General features: G+C 68.5%; 23 protein-coding genes. 13 read left to right on the top strand and 10 right to left on the bottom strand.

Features of this window, described 5'->3' with window-relative positions:
- Positions 1-42: 42 nt before the first annotated feature.
- From DTA22_RS28245 to DTA22_RS28235, 3 genes are read right to left on the bottom strand one after another with little or no spacing between them, the layout of a single operon-like run.
- The gene (locus DTA22_RS28245; protein WP_005248751.1) at positions 43-630 is read right to left on the bottom strand and encodes a putative glycolipid-binding domain-containing protein; all 588 of its coding nucleotides are present in this window, start codon (positions 628-630) and stop codon (positions 43-45) included.
- Complete coding sequence (locus DTA22_RS28240; RefSeq protein WP_037228041.1) at positions 627-1,724, bottom strand: hypothetical protein; 1,098 nt, start codon at positions 1,722-1,724, stop codon at positions 627-629. The genes DTA22_RS28245 and DTA22_RS28240 overlap by 4 nt, the downstream gene beginning before the upstream one ends.
- 41 nt (positions 1,725-1,765) lie before the next feature.
- Positions 1,766-3,346: a cation:proton antiporter gene (locus DTA22_RS28235; protein WP_112301653.1), complete on the bottom strand. Its 1,581-nt coding sequence runs from the start codon at positions 3,344-3,346 to the stop codon at positions 1,766-1,768.
- 210 nt (positions 3,347-3,556) lie between these two features.
- Between DTA22_RS28235 and DTA22_RS28230 the strand changes: the two genes are divergently transcribed.
- The 5 genes from DTA22_RS28230 (at position 3,557) to DTA22_RS28210 (ending at position 6,681) form a co-directional block, all read left to right on the top strand.
- Complete coding sequence (locus DTA22_RS28230; RefSeq protein WP_112301652.1) at positions 3,557-4,702, top strand: DNA cytosine methyltransferase; 1,146 nt, start codon at positions 3,557-3,559, stop codon at positions 4,700-4,702.
- 15 nt (positions 4,703-4,717) lie between these two features.
- On the top strand, positions 4,718-5,119 hold the full coding sequence (locus DTA22_RS28225) for a very short patch repair endonuclease (RefSeq protein WP_112301651.1): 402 nt from the start codon (positions 4,718-4,720) through the stop codon (positions 5,117-5,119).
- Between the two features lie 102 nt (positions 5,120-5,221).
- Positions 5,222-5,491, top strand: coding sequence for a hypothetical protein (locus DTA22_RS28220; RefSeq protein WP_037228052.1), 270 nt, complete (start codon positions 5,222-5,224; stop codon positions 5,489-5,491).
- 61 nt (positions 5,492-5,552) lie between these two features.
- Positions 5,553-6,197 (top strand): class I SAM-dependent methyltransferase, encoded by a 645-nt coding sequence (locus tag DTA22_RS28215; RefSeq protein WP_112301650.1) that lies wholly within the window; start codon positions 5,553-5,555, stop codon positions 6,195-6,197.
- Positions 6,198-6,249: 52 nt separating this feature from the next.
- Positions 6,250-6,681 (top strand): nitroreductase family deazaflavin-dependent oxidoreductase, encoded by a 432-nt coding sequence (locus DTA22_RS28210; protein WP_037228416.1) that lies wholly within the window; start codon positions 6,250-6,252, stop codon positions 6,679-6,681.
- 25 nt (positions 6,682-6,706) lie between these two features.
- On the opposite strand, the gene DTA22_RS28205 is transcribed toward DTA22_RS28210, so the two are convergent.
- From DTA22_RS28205 to DTA22_RS28190, 4 genes are all read right to left on the bottom strand, one after another.
- Positions 6,707-7,510 (bottom strand): NAD(P)H-binding protein, encoded by an 804-nt coding sequence (locus tag DTA22_RS28205; protein WP_112301649.1) that lies wholly within the window; start codon positions 7,508-7,510, stop codon positions 6,707-6,709.
- Positions 7,511-7,598: 88 nt separating this feature from the next.
- A complete protein-coding gene (locus DTA22_RS28200) occupies positions 7,599-8,912 on the bottom strand; it encodes a serine hydrolase domain-containing protein (protein WP_112301648.1) in 1,314 nt (437 codons plus the stop codon).
- Between the two features lie 113 nt (positions 8,913-9,025).
- Entirely contained in the window at positions 9,026-10,594 is a 1,569-nt protein-coding gene (locus DTA22_RS28195) for an MFS transporter (RefSeq protein WP_037228058.1), read from the bottom strand.
- On the bottom strand, positions 10,591-11,829 hold the full coding sequence (locus DTA22_RS28190; RefSeq protein WP_112301647.1) for a cation:proton antiporter: 1,239 nt from the start codon (positions 11,827-11,829) through the stop codon (positions 10,591-10,593). The genes DTA22_RS28195 and DTA22_RS28190 overlap by 4 nt, the downstream gene beginning before the upstream one ends.
- A gap of 148 nt (positions 11,830-11,977) precedes the next feature.
- Here DTA22_RS28190 and DTA22_RS28185 point away from each other — a divergent pair, with 148 nt between their 5' ends.
- Together DTA22_RS28185 and DTA22_RS28180 are read left to right on the top strand one after the other, a co-directional pair.
- Positions 11,978-12,406, top strand: coding sequence for a DUF6325 family protein (locus DTA22_RS28185; protein WP_112301723.1), 429 nt, complete (start codon positions 11,978-11,980; stop codon positions 12,404-12,406).
- A gap of 28 nt (positions 12,407-12,434) precedes the next feature.
- Positions 12,435-12,770 (top strand): SHOCT domain-containing protein, encoded by a 336-nt coding sequence (locus tag DTA22_RS28180; RefSeq protein ID WP_112301646.1) that lies wholly within the window; start codon positions 12,435-12,437, stop codon positions 12,768-12,770.
- 20 nt (positions 12,771-12,790) lie between these two features.
- Here the strand turns inward: DTA22_RS28180 and DTA22_RS28175 are convergent, their stop codons facing one another.
- Complete coding sequence (locus DTA22_RS28175; RefSeq protein WP_112301645.1) at positions 12,791-13,864, bottom strand: D-2-hydroxyacid dehydrogenase; 1,074 nt, start codon at positions 13,862-13,864, stop codon at positions 12,791-12,793.
- Positions 13,865-14,071: 207 nt separating this feature from the next.
- On the opposite strand from DTA22_RS28175, the gene DTA22_RS28170 reads away from it, so the two are divergent.
- Genes DTA22_RS28170 through DTA22_RS28160 form a run of 3 tightly spaced genes read left to right on the top strand, consistent with a single transcriptional unit; the run spans position 14,072 to position 17,021 of the window.
- Positions 14,072-15,520, top strand: a complete 1,449-nt coding sequence (locus DTA22_RS28170) for an MFS transporter (RefSeq protein WP_174233876.1) — start codon at positions 14,072-14,074, stop codon at positions 15,518-15,520.
- Positions 15,517-16,257: a fumarylacetoacetate hydrolase family protein gene (locus DTA22_RS28165; RefSeq protein ID WP_112301644.1), complete on the top strand. Its 741-nt coding sequence runs from the start codon at positions 15,517-15,519 to the stop codon at positions 16,255-16,257. The genes DTA22_RS28170 and DTA22_RS28165 overlap by 4 nt, the downstream gene beginning before the upstream one ends.
- On the top strand, positions 16,254-17,021 hold the full coding sequence (locus tag DTA22_RS28160; protein WP_112301643.1) for an SDR family oxidoreductase: 768 nt from the start codon (positions 16,254-16,256) through the stop codon (positions 17,019-17,021). Before DTA22_RS28165 ends, DTA22_RS28160 begins: the two co-directional genes overlap by 4 nt.
- 4 nt (positions 17,022-17,025) lie before the next feature.
- Here DTA22_RS28160 and DTA22_RS28155 read toward each other — a convergent pair whose 3' ends face one another.
- Positions 17,026-17,934 (bottom strand): LysR family transcriptional regulator, encoded by a 909-nt coding sequence (locus tag DTA22_RS28155; RefSeq protein WP_112301642.1) that lies wholly within the window; start codon positions 17,932-17,934, stop codon positions 17,026-17,028.
- 100 nt (positions 17,935-18,034) lie between these two features.
- Here DTA22_RS28155 and DTA22_RS28150 point away from each other — a divergent pair, with 100 nt between their 5' ends.
- Positions 18,035-18,400, top strand: a complete 366-nt coding sequence (locus DTA22_RS28150) for a YybH family protein (protein ID WP_037228071.1) — start codon at positions 18,035-18,037, stop codon at positions 18,398-18,400.
- Positions 18,401-18,486: 86 nt separating this feature from the next.
- On the top strand, positions 18,487-18,960 hold the full coding sequence (locus DTA22_RS28145; protein WP_052032922.1) for a hypothetical protein: 474 nt from the start codon (positions 18,487-18,489) through the stop codon (positions 18,958-18,960).
- A gap of 16 nt (positions 18,961-18,976) precedes the next feature.
- Here DTA22_RS28145 and DTA22_RS28140 read toward each other — a convergent pair whose 3' ends face one another.
- Entirely contained in the window at positions 18,977-19,336 is a 360-nt protein-coding gene (locus DTA22_RS28140; protein WP_037228076.1) for an Rv2640c family ArsR-like transcriptional regulator, read from the bottom strand.
- Positions 19,337-19,429: 93 nt separating this feature from the next.
- Here DTA22_RS28140 and DTA22_RS28135 point away from each other — a divergent pair, with 93 nt between their 5' ends.
- Positions 19,430-19,888, top strand: a complete 459-nt coding sequence (locus tag DTA22_RS28135; protein ID WP_112301641.1) for an ArsI/CadI family heavy metal resistance metalloenzyme — start codon at positions 19,430-19,432, stop codon at positions 19,886-19,888.
- Positions 19,889-19,938 lie beyond the last annotated feature (50 nt).

Raw genomic sequence — 19,938 nt, 5'->3', positions numbered from 1 at the left:
GAGTCCAGAGACTCGTTAACCACGCACGGGCGGCTGCGCCGCCTATATCCGTTCGGCCAGGCCCGGGTAGTCGATGATGAACCCGTCGCGGTCGACGGTCACCGAGGAACTCGACACCGGCGACAGCACGTGGATGCCGTCCGGACCGCTGCTGTAGGTGAGGATCGCGCCCTCGACCCGCAGGTCCAGGAGGTTCACGTAGACGACGGGGACCTCGACGTCCTCGGACCCGAGGTGCAGTCCGTACCGCCGGATGGGCAGGGCGTTGAAGAAGGGGCTGAGCACCATGTCGACGTCGAGGGCGCCGTCGAACGTGGACCGCTGGTGGTTGGCGCCGTGCTCCACCATCCACGTGCCCTCTTCGTCCCGGCTGATCGACATCTGCCGCTCACCGGCCGCGACGGACGTCCGCAGCGACAGCCGGCGGGTGACGCCGCTTTCGTCGGTGACGAGGTCGTAGGACGCGCTGAACGCGGGATGCTCGGGGCACTCGCCGCCGATGATCCGGCCTGCTGCCTTGATGCGGTCGCCGTTGAGCTGGACGCGCACCGATTCCATTCGGGGTGCGTTGTCCGCCCGCCACGTCAGTACTGCGGGCCAGGTCGAGGCACCGGAGGCTTGGATGCTCACCTGTCTACGGTAAGCGACGACGGCTCCCGGGGTGGCAACGGGCCGAGTTTCGTTGCAGCAGAGTTGTCGAGAGTCAGTGCCCGGGCTCGTTCCGTGACCGCGATGCGCGACGAGAAGACGACGAGTGCGCCGAGTCCGACCGCCACGTTCAGCAGCGCCCCGAACTCCTGGGCAACGAAGTCGAACACCTCGGTGAGCAGGACCGTGACCAGGGCCGCGGCCCGCAGGAACTGCAACGGCCACAGCTTCCCGTTCCGCAGTCGCACGATGCCCGACCAGCACAGGACGAACGCGATCGCGGACCCGGTGAGCTGGCCGACCGTCGTGATGTCGGTTCCCTCGTCGCCGCGGAGGTCGTCGTCGAGCGTGATCACGGCGCTGAGCAGTCCCAGGGTGGAGAACAGGGTGAGGAGGACCGCCGCGGTCCAGAGCATGCCCGGCCCCCTGGCGAACGCGGGGGTCGCGCGCCGGGCCAGCTCCCGGGCCGTGGGCACGGTCCGGCCGTTCCGGTCCGGGCAGTGGGCGAGCAGATCCCGGACCGAAATCAGGGTCGCCTCGTCCGCGCCGGCGGCGGCCGCCCGGCGCAATTGCGCCAGCGCCTGCTCCCGGCGTGCACGGTCCAGCCCACGGTCCAGTCCGCCGAGCGCGATGGCGGCGGCGTTGGCGACGTCCTCCGTCGGGGTCGGCGGCCGGACGTCGTGCAGCGACCGGTTGACCAGCAGCAACACGACGATCACCACGTACATGATCGCGATGGACGGCCGGTAGAAGTAGTCGTTGGTCTTGGTGACGAACTTGCCGATCTCGTCGAGGAACAAACCGAACCCGACGCCGCCGATCACGACGCCGAGGACGCGCGGTTTCATCCCGAGGAACGAGAACACGGTCACCAGGGCCACGACCATGCCGAGTCCGCCCCACAGGACATGCGCGATGTGCAGCGAGGAACCCCCGACCTGCGGATAACCGGTGAGGTGAAGGTAGGCGCGGGTGAGCAGGATCGTGACGATCCCGATGATGACGAACGCTTCGACGAGGCCGCTGCCCTGGGCGTCGCGCAGGAGGTGCGGCCGGTTCCGGAAACCCGAGATCATGGCGCCTCCCTGTGCTCCCACCTACAGGAAGTCTAGGACTCTCAGTGGTGGAAAGTCTGCGTGTTGCTCGCGGTGGAGAGGCGGTCGAGACGCTCGAGGACGCGGTCGACGACGTGCGGGTCCTGCCCCTTTTCGTTGCGGGCCCGCAACACTTCGGCCTGCGCCGCGACCAGCGCCCGGTGCTGGAGCGCCCGCAGTTCGTCGCGGCGGGTCTTGAGCTGTTCGATGCGCTGCGAGTACTCCGGCGAGTGGGTGCCGGGCGCGGAGTCCTGTTCGAGCCGGTCGTAGAGCGCCTTGAGCCGGGCCACCGATTCGGGCGGCAGGTTGGTCGGCGCGGACGTCACGACCTCGAGCGCGGCGTGCCGGGCCCGCTCGACCAGTGCCCGCTCCTCAGCATCCTCCGCGTCGGCGACACCGGCGACGCCGAGTGCCTTCACCAGCCACGGCAGGGTGAATCCCGGAATGACCATGCTCATCACCAGCACCACCGCCGCGATGACGACGGCTTCGGAACGCCACGGGAAATCGTCGACCGGGAGGCTCAGCGCCAACGCCAGGGTGACGAGGCCGCGCATCCCGCACCACGTCATGACCACGGCTTCGGCGGGGGTGCGGGGCGCGGAGGAGGCGTTGTCCTCGTACCCGCGGATGTACAGCCACGTGACGCCCATCCAGAGGGCGCGGACCACCACCAGCACCACTCCGATGACGACGCCGTGCAGCACCATCGTCCACAGATCGCTGCCCGCGTCGTCGACGATCTGACGGAATTCGAGACCCATCAACCCGAACGCGAAGCCGGTGACCAGCAATTCGGCGACGTGCCAGAACGAGGCACTCGCCAGGCGGTCCTCGGCGTCGACCTCGGAGTCGGCGGCGCTCATCTGCACCGCGGCCACCACGACGGCGATGACCCCGGACGCGTGGATCTCCTCGGCCAGCAGGTACACGACGAACGGGATGACCAGGGTCAGTCCGCTGCGGCCCGGGACGTCCACGATCCGCACGACCAGCCACGACCCCACCCAGCCGGATGCGAGACCGATCAGCACCGCCGCGACCGCGGTGTACAGGAAGTGCAGCACCTCGAAACCGAAGTGCAGGTCTTCACCGGCGATCGTCGCGGCGAGCGCCGCCTGGAACGCGACCAGCGCGGCGGCGTCGTTGAACAGGCCCTCCGTCTGCAGGACGCCGACGAGTCGACGCGGAATCCCGACGGGTTCGGCGACGGCCTCGACGGCCACCGGGTCGGGTGGGGCGGTCATCGCACCTATCGCGATCGCCGCCGCCAGGGTGATGCCGGGCACGAGCGCCCAGGCCGTCCACGCGACCGCAGCGGTCGTGACGATGACCAGGCCGACGGAGTGGACGACGATGGTCTTCCAGCGGTCGACGAACATCGCCCACGACGTCCGGCGGGCCAGCGCCCACAGCAGTGGCGGCAGGAACAGCGGCAGGATCAGTTCGGGTTCGAGTTCGACGTGCGGGATGCCGGGCACGAACGCGGCACCGGCGGTGACGATCGTGAGCAGTACCGGCCAAGGTGCGTGGAATCGGTCACCGAGGCCGACGATCAGGACTGTGACGAGCATGAGCCCGATCACCACGATCAGCTGATCCACGCTGGGGACGCCTCCTCGGCTCGATTCTTCTACCCGGTCGTTTGCCCGCGAAGCAGCCTGCCATATGTGGCTTCGCCACCCGTGAGTACTTATTAACCGCCCGCCGTTGATAAGTACTCACGGGTCGTTGGTCAAAGGGAGCACAGATCTCGAGTAACGTTCTCGGGTGACTGGTTCGTGAGGAAGGGTGCCGTGACGTCAACCGGGAGCATGGTGGGCCTGTTCGCCGGTATCGGCGGGCTCGAGTTGGGTCTGAGAGAGCACGGCTGGAACACCGAACTGCTCTGTGAGATCGACCCGGGCGCCCAGGCGGTTCTGCGTACCCGATTCACGGACGTCCCTGTGCATTCCGACGTCACCAAGCTGCGTTCCCTCCCCCAGGACATCGAACTCGTCGCCGCCGGCTTCCCGTGCCAGGACCTCTCGCAGGCCGGCCGGACCGCCGGAATCACGGGTTCGCGTTCCGGCCTCGTCGACGAGGTGTTCCGGTTGGTGAAGCGGAAGAAGGGTCCGCGCTGGCTTCTGATCGAGAACGTGCCGTTCATGCTGCAGCTGGGTCGCGGGGCGGCTATGAGGCATATCACGGACGCCCTGGAGGACCTCGGCTACACGTGGGCGTACCGGGTGGTCGATGCTCGCGCGTTCGGACTCCCCCAGCGCCGTCAGCGGGTCCTGATGCTCGCCTCGCGCACCGAGGACCCCCGCGCGGTGCTGTTCGGTGAGGACGCCGGGGAACGCCCCGTCGACGACCACGCCGACTTCCCGTGCGGTTTCTACTGGACCGAGGGCACCCGCGGTCTCGGCTGGGCGGTCAACGCGGTCCCCACGCTGAAGGGCGGGTCGTCCGTCGGTATCGCGAGCCCACCCGCCGTGCGACTGCCGTCGGGTGAGATCGTGACCCCCGGACTGATCGACGCCGAACGCCTGCAGGGTTTCGACCCCGACTGGACGGCGCCCGCCGCGCTGGTCCCCGGTCTGCGGAACAGTCATCGGTGGAAGCTCGTCGGCAACGCCGTCAGTGTGCGGATGGCGTCGTGGGTCGGTCGGCGTCTGCTCGAGTCGGCGGACTACGAGCGGGGCATCGAGACGCCGATGAAGCCCGGCGACGCGTGGCCGGTGGCGGCGTGGGGCAGCAATCGTCAGGCGTTCCGCGTGCACACCTCGACGTGGCCGGTGCAGGAGCCGTACGAGGATCTCAGCGGATTCCTGGAGGACACCCGCTTGCTGTCGGCGCGCGCGACCGCCGGCTTCTTGAAGCGGACGCGGATGGGCAATCTGCGTTTCGTTCCCGGTTTCATCGACGACGTCGAGAGCCACCTCGACCGCATGGGCGGCTTTCCCGAGGCCGCCGCGTAGGCGGACGGACCCGCGATGCCCGCCACCGATCCCGCGACCAGCGCCCGGATGCGGGCGCAGCGGCGCCGCGACACAGCACCCGAACTCGCGCTTCGCCGGGAACTGCACCGGCGCGGGGTCCGGTACTACGTGGACCGGGCGCCGATGAAGGGCATCCGGCGGCGCGCCGACCTGGTGTTTCCGCGCCGGAAAGTGGCCGTGTACGTGGACGGGTGCTTCTGGCACAGCTGCCCGCAGCACGCCACGTTCCCGAAGAGCAACGCACAGTGGTGGGCCGAGAAGCTCGCCGGGAACGTCACCCGCGACCGGGACACCGACACGAGGCTGGCCGACGCCGGGTGGACGGTGGTGCGGATCTGGGAGCACGAGAATCCGGCGGTCGCCGCGGACAGGGTTCAGGAAGCTCTGTATCGCTGACGACGAAGGTGTTGCATTTTCCACCCCTAGGGGTCTGGTCGCCGACGGCGGATCGGTGCAGGATGGTGTCACAGCAACCATTCGGACCACCTTCGGAGGGGCATGATGATCCGCCGAATCGTCGCGGCGGCCTCCATTGCGTTTGCAGCAGCGGCCGTCCCACTCGTCGGTCCGGCACCGTTTGCGGTGGCTGCACCGGGCGACACCTACATCAGCAACCCCCCAGCCAAGCCGACGGACCAGAGTTTCTGCGACGACCAGGCCGCCCTCGCCAACAACCTCGCCTCGAAGGGCGACTTTGCGCGTGCCGACGGGGTCGTGTCGGCCGCGAACATGAGCGGTTGCCGCATCTACACGTTCCCCAGCCCGTAGCCGGTTGCCGTTCCGGCAACGGGATTCCCGGTTCGACGGCTCCGGCGGCCACAGTGGGAGCATGACCCACGAGCAGGCACCGGACATGACCGATTTCTTCAGCCAGGAGTTCTGGGACGAGCGCTATCGCTCGACTACCGCGGTGTGGAGCGGCGACCCCAACCCGCACCTCGTCGAGGAGGTCGCGGACGTGACTCCGGGCAGTGCCCTGGACGTGGGCAGCGGCGAGGGCGCCGACGCGATCTGGATGGCGGCCCGCGGGTGGAGCGTCACCGGAGTGGACGTGTCGGCGGTGGCAGTGGAACGCGCCGCCGAAGCCGGTGCCGGCATCGCGGACCGGACGACGTGGCAGCAGGCCGACATCCTGTCGTGGGAGCCGCCGGCCCGCCGATTCGACCTGGTGTCGGCGCATTTCATGCATCTGCCGGGACCTGCCCGCGAGGCCCTGCACCGTCGCCTGGCGGGAGCGGTCCGCCCAGGCGGGCGGCTTCTCGTCGTCGGACATCATCCTTCCGATCTGGAGACGTCGGCCGGGCGGCCCAATGTTCCCGACATGCTGTTCACACCCGACCAGGTCGCTGCCGTACTGGACGCCGGGGAGTGGGAGATTCTGGTGTCGGCGACGCCCTCGCGTGAGACGCGCGACCCCGAGGGCCGGCCCGTCACCGTCCACGACACCGTTCTGCACGCGGTTCGCCGGGCCTGACGACGGTCTACTGTGTGGGCACGATCTGTTCCGAGTGCCGAGAGAGGACGCCGTGGCCGACCTGTTCGTGAAAGCCCTTCAGCTGCATCAGTTCGTCTACGAACGCAGCGGCGGTTGGGTGGGGCATCGGTTGCTGTTCGGGATGCCGACCCTGTTGCTGCACAGCGTCGGCCGGAAGTCCGGGCAGTCGCGCACGTCCGCGTTGACGTACGGCCGCGACGGCGCACGGTTTCTGGTCGTCGCGTCGAAGGGCGGTGCGCCCACGTCGCCCGCGTGGATGCACAACGTGCTGGCCGCGCCGACCTGCGAGATCCAGGTGGGCCGCGACCACATCACCGTGGTGGCGCGGAAGGTTCTGCCGGGCGACCCGGATTACGACCGGATGTGGGCGACGATGAACGAGATCAACCACGGCCGGTACCGCGACTACCAGAAGAAGACGGACCGGCCGATTCCCGTCATCGCGCTCACCCCGAACCGCTGACTCGGTCGAGCGCCCCGGTACGACGTCAGCGGAACTCGTCGACGTGCCCCGACGCCCACTGCGCGAACGTGGTCGCCGGGCGTCCGGTGAGTTGCTCGACGAGCCGGTTCGCCTGCTGGGGAGCGTCGACCAGGCTTGCCATCCCTTCCAGGTACCAGCGGGCGTACTCCCCCATCGCCGGCGTCAGGACGCCGACGGCCTCGTCCAGCGACACCTGCCGGTACTCGATGTTCCGGCCGAGGGCGGCGCCGAGTTCCCGGACGAGGTCGGCGCGGGTGATCGTCTCGGGTCCGGTGAGTTCGTACGACGCGCCGATGTGCCCGTCCGCGAGGAGAGCGACGGCCGCGACCTCGGCGATGTCGTCCATGGCGATCGGCGCGTTCGCCGCCGTCGGGTACGGCTCGCGCACGGTGTCTCCCGCGGCGATCTGCGGTGCCAGGATTCCCGCGTTCTCCATGAACTCGCCGGGCCACAGGTGCGTCCACTCGATGCCGGACGCCTCGACGGCCCGTGCGACGTCACCCCAGTGGCCGTCGTGGGGACCGGACAGGTCGACGACGTGCCGGACGCCGGCCTGCTTCGCCAGAGCGAGCGCGTCCGGGGCGGTGTCGGGAGTCGGTGCGAGGTAGAGGGAATCAACGCCCTCGAACGCCGCGGGCAGGCTGTCGAGCCTGCGGAGGTATCCCTCGACGACGGTGACCGAGCCCGGAAGTTGCGCCTTGTCAGGATGATTCGTGAGGGCCCGGACGTCCGTCGCACCCCGCGCGAGCAGGTGGTCGACGAGCATTCTGCCGATGTTCCCGGTTGCCCCCGTCACCAGAATCGTCATGCCCTGCACGCTACTGAGCCGGGTCACGCCGCGGCAAGGCATGTGAGTGGCAAAGTGTGCTCGCGCACGCTTTGCCACTCACATGGGGTCAGCTGGTCGGCGGGGCGGAGGTCGTGGACGTCGCCGGGGTCTCCGAGGGCGTCGGCGTGGCCGGGGACGACGCGTCCGGATTCTGCACTCCGGCGCTGAGCTTGTAGATGTGTTCCGGCGAGATGATCTCCGTGACGGCCCCCGCCAGCGCCGTGCTGGGTTCGCTGCCCTGGTAGGGGACGTCGGTGTTGATCATGATCGCGAGGGTGGTCTCCTGCTCGGGGAGGTAGACGCAGACCGTCTGATACCCGGGGAGGCTGCCGTTGTGCCCGATCCAGCCGGCGACGTCGAAGATGCCCAGTCCGTAGCCGACGTCGGATGCCAGACCCGGTGCGTTCACCGTCTCGAGCCGTTGCGCCTGCGTGGCCGGCTGCAGCAGGGTGCCGGTGGCGAGGGCGGGCGCCCAGATGTGCAGGTCGTCGAGGGTCGAAATCATCGCGCCCGCCGCCCATCCCCAGGACGGATTCCAATTGGTGGCCACGGCTTCCTTGTCGTCCAAGGTCTGCTCGGTGTAGCCCTGCGCGTGCGGTTCGGGGAACGCGTTGGTGGTCGGAAAGCTCGTGCCGGCCATCTTCAGCGGCTGGACGATCTTCTGCGTCACGTACTCCGGGAGCGGCAGTCCGCTGACCTTCTCGATGACGAGTCCCAGCAGGGTCGTGTTCGTGTTCGAGTACTCGAATCCCTGTCCGGGCGGGAACGTCGCGGGCTGCGCGAACGCGTAACCCAGCAGTTGTTGCGGGGTGAACGCGGCCTGCGGGTCGCTGAGCAACGCCTTCTGGAAGTCCTCGTTGGCCGAGTAGTTGGCCAGCCCGCTCTGCATCCGGGCGAGCTGGCGCAGCGTGATCTGATCACCCAGCGGCACGCCCTCCACGTACTTCGAGATCGGGTCGTCGAGCGCGACCTTGTCTTCGTCGACCAGTTGCAGCACACCCGTGACCGTGAACGTCTTTGTCACACTGCCGATTCGGTGGTAGAAGTCGGTCTCCATCGGCGCGCCCGTCGTTTTGTCGGCGACACCGAACGCCTTCACGTAGTTGCCGTCGGGCCCCCACACGCCCACTATCGCGCCGGGAATCGCCGCCATCGACATCGTCTTCTCGATCGCCTCGTCGAGTCGGTCCGCGACACCGGGGTCGATCTGCGCGTCGGCCCCGGCGTTCGGTGATCCCGTCTGCGTCGTCGTGGAGGTAGCGGAGGTGTCTGTGGAGGACGAGTCGTCGGAGCACGCCGCAGGCACTACCAGCAGCAGTGCCGCTGCGGCCGCCGCGAGGCCTCGTCGCCGATTCGTCCTGGTCACGACCTGAGCTGTCATCGTGCGTCCCGTCGTCGAGGTGCCCCTCTCGGGAACTTACTCCGCGACCGCCGGGCGAATGTACCTTTCGGCGCTTCTGAGGCGACCGGCGATACATTCGCCCTGCTGCCGCCCTACTGCGCTCTCTCGGTCGCGTATTCGGCCAGCAGCCGCTTCTCCTTCTCCCGGTGCGGGTAGAAGAAGAACACCACCACGGCCCCCGCGCACACCACCAGGATCGCGGCGAGGTACGCGCGATCGTCGCCGTCGAGGAAGGCGTTGCGGGCGGCGGCGATGATCTGCTCGGCGTACTGCGGGTAGCGTTCCGCGAGCACCTCGGCGCTGGAATACGACTTCGTCAGCGCGGCTTGAGTTTCCGGGGTGATCTGGCTCGAGTCCGGCGACGAGGCGATCGTCGCCGACAGCGACTTCGCGTAACCGGCGGTGAGCACCGCGCCGAGGATCGACTGCATGATCGCGCCGCCGAGGTCGCGTTGCAGGTCGGACGTGCCGGACGCCATGCCCGCCCGCGACACCGGCACCGAACCGGTGAGTGACCGCGACGCCGGGGTCCCGGCGAACCCGACTCCGATGCCCACGAACGCGTAGGCGAGCGCCACCCACCAGAAGGTCGCGTTCTCATCCCACCACACCAGCGCGACAACCAGTCCGAGGACGACGAACAGGTAGCCGAGCAGCAGTGTGAACCGGGCCCCGTGCGATTCGACGAGTTTCGCGGAGCGCGGTGCGACGATGACCATCGCGACGGCGGCCGGGATGATCGCCGATCCGGCGGCGAGCGTGGAGTACCCGAGCACGTTCTGCAGGAACTGCTGCCCGATGAACATCGCACCCATCAACGCGCCGAACACGATCACCCCGCCGACGGCGGCCACCCAGAACGTCGGGCGGGCGGCGACGTGCAGATCGAACAGCGGGTGCGCCGCCCGCCGTTGCTGCAGGAAGAACGCGGCTCCCGCGGCGAGGGCGATCACCCCGAGGCCGAGAGCCGCCGCACCGGCGCCGTCCACCGGTGCGAAATTGATCGCGAGGATGAGGGCGGCGATGAAGACGACGGAGATGATGCCGCCGAGATTGTCGACGGGATCGGTCGTCTCGTTGACGTGGGCGGGCACCCACAGGATGGCGGCGACGAGGGCGAGACCCGCGAGCGGAAGGGTCACGAGGAACACCGAGCCCCAATGGAAGTGCTCGAGCAACGCACCCGACACGATCGGCCCGAGCGAGGAGATCGCGCCACCGAGGGCCGACCACAGTGCGATCGCCTTGGTCCGGGGCGGTCCCGACCACAGCGCGGTGATGATCGCGAGCGTGGTGGGGAACGCGAGACCGGCGGACACACCGCCGAGAACACGTGCGAGGAACAGTATTTCGAAGTTCCCGGCAAATCCCGCGATCGCCGACGCCGGCAGCGACAGCGCCATGCCGAGCACCAGCATCTGCTTGCGCCCGTAGCGGTCGCCGAGCGCCCCGAGGTAGAGGACGGAGGCGGCGAGCCCGAGGGAGTACGCCACGGCGACGAGATTCAGCTGCGTCTGACTCGCGTCGAAGGCCCGGCCGATGTCGGGGAGCGCGACGTTCGCGACGGACAGGTTCAGGTTGGCGACGGCGGCGACGAGGATGAGGGTCGCGAGGATCAGCGTCGCTCGGGCCGGCGCCTGCGTCGTTTCGGTTCGAGTCACTGTCCGCTCCCGGGGTTCTGGTCTCCTCGTGGGCGTGCCGCGTCGGCCGCCGGTTCGGGGCTCGACGCGAGCAGCGACGCGGCGAGCGGGAAGAGGAGGACTGTGATCGCGCCTGCCGCGACGAGCACCGAGGCGTTCGCGGACGTCATGTCCCCGGAGTCGACGGCCACTCCCGTGACGGCCACGATCAGCGGCAGACCGGTTCCCGCGTACAGCGCCAGCTGGGTGCGTTCACGGGCGGTGAAGGGTGGATCCGTGCCGTCGGTGCCCCGATCGAACCTCCCGGCGACGTAGACCGGGCCTGCCCGCACCAGCAGGATCAGCACGACGAACGCGACGAGGACACCGGGTTCGGACGCCACCGCGGCGACGTCGATGGCCATCCCGGACGTCACGAAGAAGATGGGGATCAGGAACCCGAACGCGAGGCCGTCGAGCTTCGTTTCGAGCGTTTCGTCGCCCTCGGGTGTGGCCCGCCGCAGGATGAATCCGGCCGCGAAGGCACCGAGAATGGTGTCGAGCCCGAACGACGCCGCGAGCACGGTGAGTGCGACGAGGAGCAGCATCGTCAGCCGGACCGTGGTCTGCGACGTCGTCTCCGAACCCGACCGGATGATCGCGGTGATCCGGGAACCCTCCCGCCGCACGCGGGCGGGTATGAACGCGACCAGCACCGCCGCGGCCGTGAACAGCCCGAGGACCACGATGGACGCCACCGACCCGCGGGAGCCGAGCAGGACCGCCATGGCGACGACCGGTCCGAGTTCGCCGAAGGCGCCGTGATTGAGGATCGTCCGGCCCAGCCGGGTGTCGAGGGCGCCCGCGTCACGAAGGATCGGGAGCAGTGTGCCGAGGGCTGTCGACGTCATGGCAATGGCCACCGCGGTTCCGGCGTCGACCACGTGGACGAGGCTCAGCAGCGATACCACCGCGAACGCCAGGGCCAGCGAGACCAGCCATGTCAGCAGGGCCCGTCTGCCGCCGCGACCGGTGATCTCGGCCGTGTCGATCTCGTACCCGGCCAGCAGGAAGAGCAGGCCCAGCCCCAGGTCGCGCAGTAACTCGATCTCGCTACCCTCGATCGCCAGGTCGAAGACGTGCGGGCCGATGACGATCCCGGCGAGGAGGAGTAGCACCACCTCGGGCACCAGCTTCCGGGGGAACAACCCGGCGAGCAGCGGGGCGATCACGGCGCACGCCACGATCCAGAAGAGTGAGGCTCCCACGGACGGCATGCATCACCTCGTCTCTCGAACCATCGGACACAGCTCTGCGTTCGAGCCTCACAGAGCCCGGACCACTGGACATCACCCGTCGTGGATGATGCGCAACTCCCGGCCGATGGCGAGCATCGACACCAGGCACCCAGCGCAGGGAGAGATGATGTCGAATACAGCTGAAGATGTCGGTCCGGTCGCGTTCCTTTTCCTCACCTTTCCGGGAGAGCGGGCCGATCCCCAGGTGATCGACACGTTCCGCGACGTCGTCGCCCAGGGAGTGGTCACCATTCTCGATCTCGTGTTCATCTCCAAGGGAGCCGACGGCACGCTGCGCCAGGTGGAGGTGGACGAGGACCTCGACAGCATCGGTCTCGCCGCCCTGTCCCTCGAAGCCAAGGCCCTGATCAGCGAGGAGGACCTCGAGGTGGTGCGCGAATCACTGGAGCCGGGCACGTCCGCGGTGGCGATCGTGTACGAGCAGACGTGGGCGCGGAAGGTCGCGGCCGCCTCCCGGCAGGCCGGTGGCGAGGTAGCCCTCCACGTGCACATCCCGCGCGAGGTGGTCGAGGCGGCCATCGCCGCCGCGGTCTGACTCGTCACCCACAGAAACGGAGCACATCATGGTTTTCAGGGGTCCACGCCGCATGGGACGTCCCGGGCTGCTCGGCACGGTGGCCCGGACGGCGGTCATCACCGGCACCGCCCGGGCGACGTCGAACGCGATGAACCGGCACGCCGCCAGCAAGCAGGCGGAGGAGCAGGAGCGGATCGACCAGGCCGCCCAGCAGCAGTATGCGGAACAGCAAGCAGCGCAACAGCAGGCGCCTCCGCCGCCACCGGCACCCGCGGGCGACGATCTGGTGTCCCGCATCCAGGAACTCGCCCGCCTGAAGGAGGCCGGCGTGCTCACGGACGAGGAGTTTTCCGCGGCGAAGGCGAAACTACTCCAGTCCTGAAGATGCGGTGAGCCGAATCGTCAGTAGAACTCGACGGTGTCGACGCGGTTGATGAGCTCCTCGCCGTCGAGGAACCGGGTGGCATTGCGCGCGAACAGTTCCGCGATGAGGCGATCCTCCGCGGGGTTCAACGCTGCAGTGTGCGGGCTGACCAGCACGTTCGGATGAGCCCACAGCGGACTGTCCGATGCCAGGGGCTCGGACGCGAACACGTCGAGCGCGGCGAACCCGACCCGCCCGTCTTCGATCGCGGCGGTCATGGCTTCCTCGTCGACGACGGTTCCCCGGCCCACGCTCACCACCGTGACTCCGGGCTTGACCGCGCCGAATACCTTTGCGCTGACGAGGCCTTCGGTGGCGCTGGTTCCGGGAAGCGTCACGACGATGCCGTCCGCGTCCCCGACCACATCGGCCAGCCGGTCGGGGTGGACGATCTCGTCGACGCCCTCGACCGCGGTGTCGCGCCTGCTCGTTCCCACCACGGTGGCGCCGAGGGCCTTCAGCTTCAGCGCCGTCGCGCGGCCGATGCTGCCCAGTCCGACGATGACGATGCGCTGCCCGGACACGGTTCCCATGGCCCACCGGCCGCTCCACACCTTGTCGCGCTGCTGGGCGAGGAGGCGCGGGAGGGTCTTGGCGCCGGCCAGCAGGCCGAAGACGGCGAACTCCGCCAACGGCTCGGCGTGCACACCGGCGGAGGTGCTGAAGGCGATGCGGGCGAGTTGCTCGTCGGTGAGGCCGCCCGCCTTCACCTGGGCCCCGCCACCGGCGGGCATCGTGTGCACCCAGCGGAGTTCGGGGTTGACGCCCGCCGTCCTCGTCAGTGCCGCGGGATTCTCGTCGGGCACGCCGTACAGGGCTTGCGCCGAATCGACCAGGTCGTCGAAGGCTTGCTGCTGCTTCGCGGTCCGGGAGAACGTCGGATCGCCGGAGTGATCACCCGGGAATCGGGAGGGCGGCAGCAGATCCTGCTCGCGGATGAAGTCGATGCGCGGTTCCGCCCGGGTGACGAGACTGATGAGTTCCTCGCTCACGGGGGTTGCGGCGACTACGCGGAGTCGCCCGTCGAGTGGCTTCGAGTCATGTGCGCTCACTGGAGATTCCTTCGTACGGGCCGTTGTTGACCATATGTTCAGAGTAAAAACTCTGCACTAACCATGTGATTCAGTCAACACTTCTCTTTACGTATGACAAATAGCTCCTCGGGCGGTATCGTCCTCCGCATGCCAGTGACCTGGGTCACTACACCGACCTGTTTGTGACCGCGCTCGACGTGGTCCCGTCCCACAACGGAGCAGAAGATGTCCCCAGAATCGAAGATTCACGTAGGCGCAGACTCGAAGACGCCGGAAGGCCCCAGCCGCTCCACCCCACCGGCGCGTGCCTCCGACGACCCGGACTACGCCGCGAATCTCAAACGCGCGACGCTCGCCAGTTCCATCGGCAGCGCACTCGAGTACTACGACTTCGCCCTGTACGGCCTGGCCTCGGCCCTGATATTCGGCCAGCTGTTCTTCCCCGCCATGGGTGCGTCGGCCGCGTTGATGGCCAGTTTCGGCACGTACGCCGTCGGCTTCCTCGCCCGGCCCGTCGGCGGCCTGTTCTTCGGCGCGCTCGGCGACCGCCTCGGACGCAAGGCCGTCCTGATGATCACGATCGCGATCATGGGCGGCGCGAGCACGCTGATCGGCGTCCTGCCGACCGGCGCGCAGGTGGGTATCTGGGCCCCGATCATGCTGGTCGCGCTGCGACTGCTGCAGGGCTTCGGCGCCGGAGCCGAGCAGGCCGGTGCCACGACGCTGATGGCGGAGTACTCGCCCACCCAGCGCCGCGGATTCTTCTCCGCACTCCCCTTCGTCGGGATCATGGTGGGCACCCTGATGGCATCCGGGGTCTTCGCGATCCTCGGCCAGATCGATCGCGACCTCCTCCTCGACTGGGTGTGGCGGGTGCCGTTCCTGGCGTCGATCTTCCTCATCGCGGTCGCCGTGTTCATCCGGCTCCGCATGCAGGAGAGCCCCACGTTCATCAAGCTGGAGAAGCAGGATCAGATCAGCGAGAGCCCGTTCCGGGAACTGATCGGCAGCTCGATGCCCAGCGTGCTCCGCGGCATCGGCCTGCGGATGGCCGAGAACGGCGGCTCGTACATCTTCCAAACCCTCGGCATCAGCTACGTCACGACGGTGGTCGGTGTCAGCAAGTCGATCGGACCGCTCGCCATCGCCTGCGGCGCCGCCATCGGCATGCTCGTCATCCCGTTCTCGGGCGCGCTGTCGGACCGCTTCGGCCGGATGCGGGTGTACCGGTTCGGTGCGGCGCTGCAGCTCGTCCTCGCGGTCCCGTCGTGGTGGCTGCTCTCGCTCGGCAACCCGTATCTCGTGGTGGCGACGCTCGCGGTCAGCTACGGGATCGGCGTCAACGTGATGCTCGGTGCGCAGTGCGCCGCCCTGCCCGAGCTGTTCGGAAATCGGCACCGCTACATCGGCGTCGCTGTCGCCCGGGAAACGAGCGCCATCCTCGCCGGCGGTATCGCCCCCTTCGTCGGCGCACTGCTGCTGTCGCTGCTGAACAACTCGTGGGTGCCGCTCGCGATCTACGTTCTGGTCCTCAGCGTCATCACGTTCGCCACCACGTTCGTGACGCCCGAAACCCGTGGCCGCGACCTCGGGCTCGCCTGGGACGCGATGGCCGACCCGGTCCACGGACCGGAGGCCGTCGCCTCCGAGTCGAAGGATCGGGTCGACGCATGAGGCTGGCCCGCATCGCCACCGATTCGGGACCGCGGCCGGTCTGCCTGCACGACGGTCGCTGGCACGAGGTGGCGGATCCGTACGCCGATACCCTGACGTTCACCGGGCCCGCACACGACCTCGACGGCGCACGGTTGCTCGCGCCCGCCGAACCGCGGGTCCTGCTCGGGATGGCCCACAACGGCGCACCCGGAGATCGCGACCTGCCGTTGCAGGCGTTCATGAAGTCGACGCGCACGGTGATCGGCCCCGAGGATCCGATCGTCGTCGACGAAGGGCTGGGGCAGGTCAACGTGGAGGGCGAGCTGGCCGTCGTCATCCGCCGCACGTGCCGCAGGCTTCGCCCGGAGGACGTCCCGTCCGCGATCCTCGGATACACGATCGGCAACGACGTCACCGCCGTCGAGCAGATAGCGTTGGACGACAAGCTCACCCAGGCGAAGCACGGCGACGGGTTCACCCCGCTGGGGCCGTGGGTCGAGACGGATCTCGACCCGATGGACGTTCCGATCACCGTGCGCGTCGACGGTGTGACCGTGGCGGAGGCGTCCACCCGGCAGCTCGCGTGGAACGTGTCCGAGCAACTGGTCCACCTCACCCGGTATCTGACCCTCGGGCCGGGAGACGTCGTGCTCACGGGTTGTCCGTTCACGTTCAGCCCCATCAAACCGGGCGACCGTGCCGAGATCACGCTCGACGGAATCGGCACGCTGGCCAACCCGGTGCGTGCACTGTGAACCTGTTCGATCTGTCCGGGCGCATCGCCCTCGTCACCGGTTCGAGCCGGGGAATCGGTTACGCACTGGCGCAGGGCCTGGCCGAGGCGGGCGCCACGATCGTCCTCAGCGGGGTGTCGGCCGACCGTCTCGCACAGGCACGCGAGCGCCTCCGCGAGGAGTTCGGCGAGGCCCGCGTCCACGCGTACGCGTTCGACGTCACGGATCCCGATCGGGTGACCGGCGTCGTCGAGCGGATCGAGTCGGAGGTCGGGCCGATCGAGATCCTGGTGAACAACGCTGCGCTGCAACACCGTCAGCCGCTGCTCGACGTCTCCCTCGAGGATTGGAACCGGGTGCTCACGACCGACCTCACCAGCGCGTTCCTCGTCGGGCGCGCGGTCGCACGGTTTCAGATCGCCCGCGGGAGCGGGAAGATCATCAACGTCTGCTCGGTGCAGAGCGACCTGGCCCGGCCCACCATCGCGCCGTACACCGCCGCGAAGGGCGGACTGCGGAATCTGACCCGCGCGATGACGGCCGAATGGGCGTCGTCCGGGCTGCAGATCAACGGCCTCGCGCCCGGCTACATCCACACCGAGATGACGCAGGCCCTCGTCGACGACACCGAGTTCGACGCGTGGCTCCGCGGCCGCGCGCCGGCAGGCCGGTGGGGCACGCCGGACGATCTCGTCGGTCCCGCGGTGTGGCTGGCGTCGGACGGATCCCGGTACGTCAACGGTCAGGTGATCTTCGTCGACGGCGGGATGACGTCGGTGGTGTGAGGATTCACCCGCCGACCGCGGCCGGTGCGGTCTGCACGTCCCCGAAGGAGCGGCGGGTGTGCTGGACGAGTTCGCGGAGCGCGGGACCCGCGGGACTCTTCCAGACCAGCGCGAGCACGGCCGGGATGTCGACGTCGTCCAGGGCGACCGCCGTCAACCGGCCTCGGTAATCCGTCGCCATCGACTCGCTGAGGATGGCGACTCCCAGTCCGCGGATCGCGAGGTCGGCGACGGCGTCCGGCGCACTCGCCTGCAGGGCGATGTCCGGGCGGAGGCCGGCCGCCGCACACGCCTGGTCGAACACTGTCCGGATCCCCGTTCCGGTCGGCATACATACGATCGCATGGTCGCCGAGTTCGGCCAGGGTGACGCGCGAACGACCGTCCAGCGGGTGCCCGGGCGGCACCGCCGCGACCAGCCCCTCGCTGATGATCGGGAAGGCGTCCAACCCTTCCGGCGGGGCCGTCGCGGTGCCGACGAGAGCGAGATCGATCGCACCGGCGCGGACCCGTTCGACGAGGCGGTCGGAACTGTCCTCGGTCAGCGTGATCTCGATCCCGGGGTGCGCGACGTGGAACGCGGACAGTGCGTCGAACAGCGGTTTCACCGTGCAGGCGGTGACCATCCCGACGACGAGCCGGCCCCGGATCAGCTGGTTCACGTCGTCCACGGCCTGCCGCATCGCGTCGGCCGAGGCGAGTGCCGCACGCGCGTGCACGAGCGCCGCTTCCCCCGCGGACGTGAGCGTCGCGGTCCGGCTCGACCGGTCGATGAGCGTCGCGCCGAGGTCGTGCTCGAGCTGCCGGATCTGCGCGCTGATCCCCGACTGACTGATGTGGACGCGTTCCGCGGCGCGGGTGAAGTTCGCTTCCTCGGCGACCGCGACGAAGTACTCGAGCTGCCTCAGTTCCATAAGCAGTAATTCTAGTTCTCAGCAGAACTATCTGTTGGACTTCCGGTTGCGTCGACACCATCCTGGGAAGTGACAGCAGTTCACCCACGAAAGGATTCCCGTGTCCGACTACGAGAAGGCCCTGAACCCCGAAGACCTCACCCGGCTGTTCGTCGAGCGCAGCAATGCCGGCGACGCGGCCGGAGTCGCCGCCCTGTACGAGGAGGACGCCGTCATGGCATATCCGCCCGGCAGCCGGACGGTCGGCCGGGCAGCCATCCAGAAACTGTGGGAGTCGGTACTCGCGAACGCGCCGCACTTCGAACCGGAAACGCCGCTCCCCACGCTGATCAGTGACGACATCGCACTCACGTCCACCCCACCCAGGGACGGATCCGGCGCGCGGGCGCAGGTCGTCCGCAGGCAACCGGACGGAACCTGGCTCCGACTCCTCGACCAGCCGGAGTTCGTCCCGCCCACCAGCTGAGGTCACGGCTGCATCGGCCCCTACACGGCATGAACTTCGTTGTCCACCATTGCATCTGCATTCGGATCGGTGGGACTATAGGGGTCATGCGCAGACCGCGTTGGCCGGCAGTAGCACCACCCACCACCGGAGGACACCGGGTGCACGGCCCCCTGCTCCTCACGAGTGAAGACCACCTCACGCTCGAGCTGTTCGAGGTCGTGGCATTCCCGGACGGCCTCCACCTCCGGATGGCCCTGACGGCGACGGGCAGGCCCGCGGAGTTGGCGCAGTACGAGACCCGCTCGCTGTCCGACCCCGACGATCCCTCGACGCGGTGGTCCTATCTCTCGGTGCGGGCGCGCGTCGACGACATCGAAGGCGAGGCCGACCCCTACCATCCGGCGGCGGCGGCGAAGCCGTGCCGGAGCGGGCCACCCGAGTACCGGACCGAGCCGAACTACTGGCTGGACGCGATACCCACATCGGGGTTCATCGCGGTCACCGCCGGCTGGCCACGGATCGGTCTCGGTTCGACAACCACCACGATCGGTCTCGAATCGAGCACGCGAACGTCCTGACCGGTCCCGGTCGGCCTCAGGCGCAGCAGTGGGGGTCGAGGACCACCCGCAGCGCGTCGAGGGCGTCCGGACGCGCACTGTAGAAGACGTTCATGCCGCGGCGGACGGACTGGACCATTCCCGCCTTCTTGAGCTGGCCGAGGTGATGACTGACGGTCGATTCGGACAGGCCCACGCCGGTCGCGAGATCGCACGTGCATACCTCGCCGTCGCTCGCGGTCAGCAGGATCGACATCAGCTTGATGCGGACCGGGTCGGCCAGCGCCTTGAGGCGCAGCGCCAGATGCAGGGCGGCCTCGTCGGTCATCGGGGCGGCCGAGACGGGCGCGCAGCAGATCGGTGCGGAGACATCTACGACCGGCAACGTCTTGGGCATGAGCCCATCCTCCCAGCTTCTTGACATATGTCAAAAAGGTGGGATTCTGTGAAGACAATTAATTCGATATATGTCACACAGGTGGAGGTTGTCATGTCCCGCGCCCAACTCGCCCTCAATGTCGACAATCTGGAGGAAGCAGTCACGTTCTACTCGAAACTGTTCGATACCCCACCTGCGAAACTGAAGCCGGGATACGCGAACTTCGCCATCGCGCAGCCACCCCTCAAGCTGGTGCTGCTCGAGAACCCCGGCGCGGGCGGCACCATCAACCACCTCGGGGTCGAGGTCGAATCGAGCGCCCGGGTGCACGAGGAGATCGCGCGGCTGACCGGGGAAGGCCTGTTCACCGACGAGGAGATCGGCACCACCTGTTGTTTCGCGACCCAGGACAAGGTGTGGGTCACCGGCCCCGCAGGCGAGAAGTGGGAGGTCTACACCGTCCTCGCCGACTCCGAGACGTTCGGGTCGAGCCCCGGGCACCTCGACACCGACGCCGAGGGGGCCACCGCGGACGGGGAGAAGGCCACCGCGGGCACGTCCTGCTGCTAGCCGGACCGGCAAAGAGAAACCCCGCCACCTGCATCGCTGCAGTTGACGGG

This window comes from Rhodococcus wratislaviensis (assembly GCF_900455735.1).
GTDB classification, from domain to species: Bacteria; Actinomycetota; Actinomycetes; order Mycobacteriales; family Mycobacteriaceae; genus Rhodococcus_F; species Rhodococcus_F wratislaviensis.
This window is presented reverse-complemented; position numbering and strand designations above follow the sequence as displayed.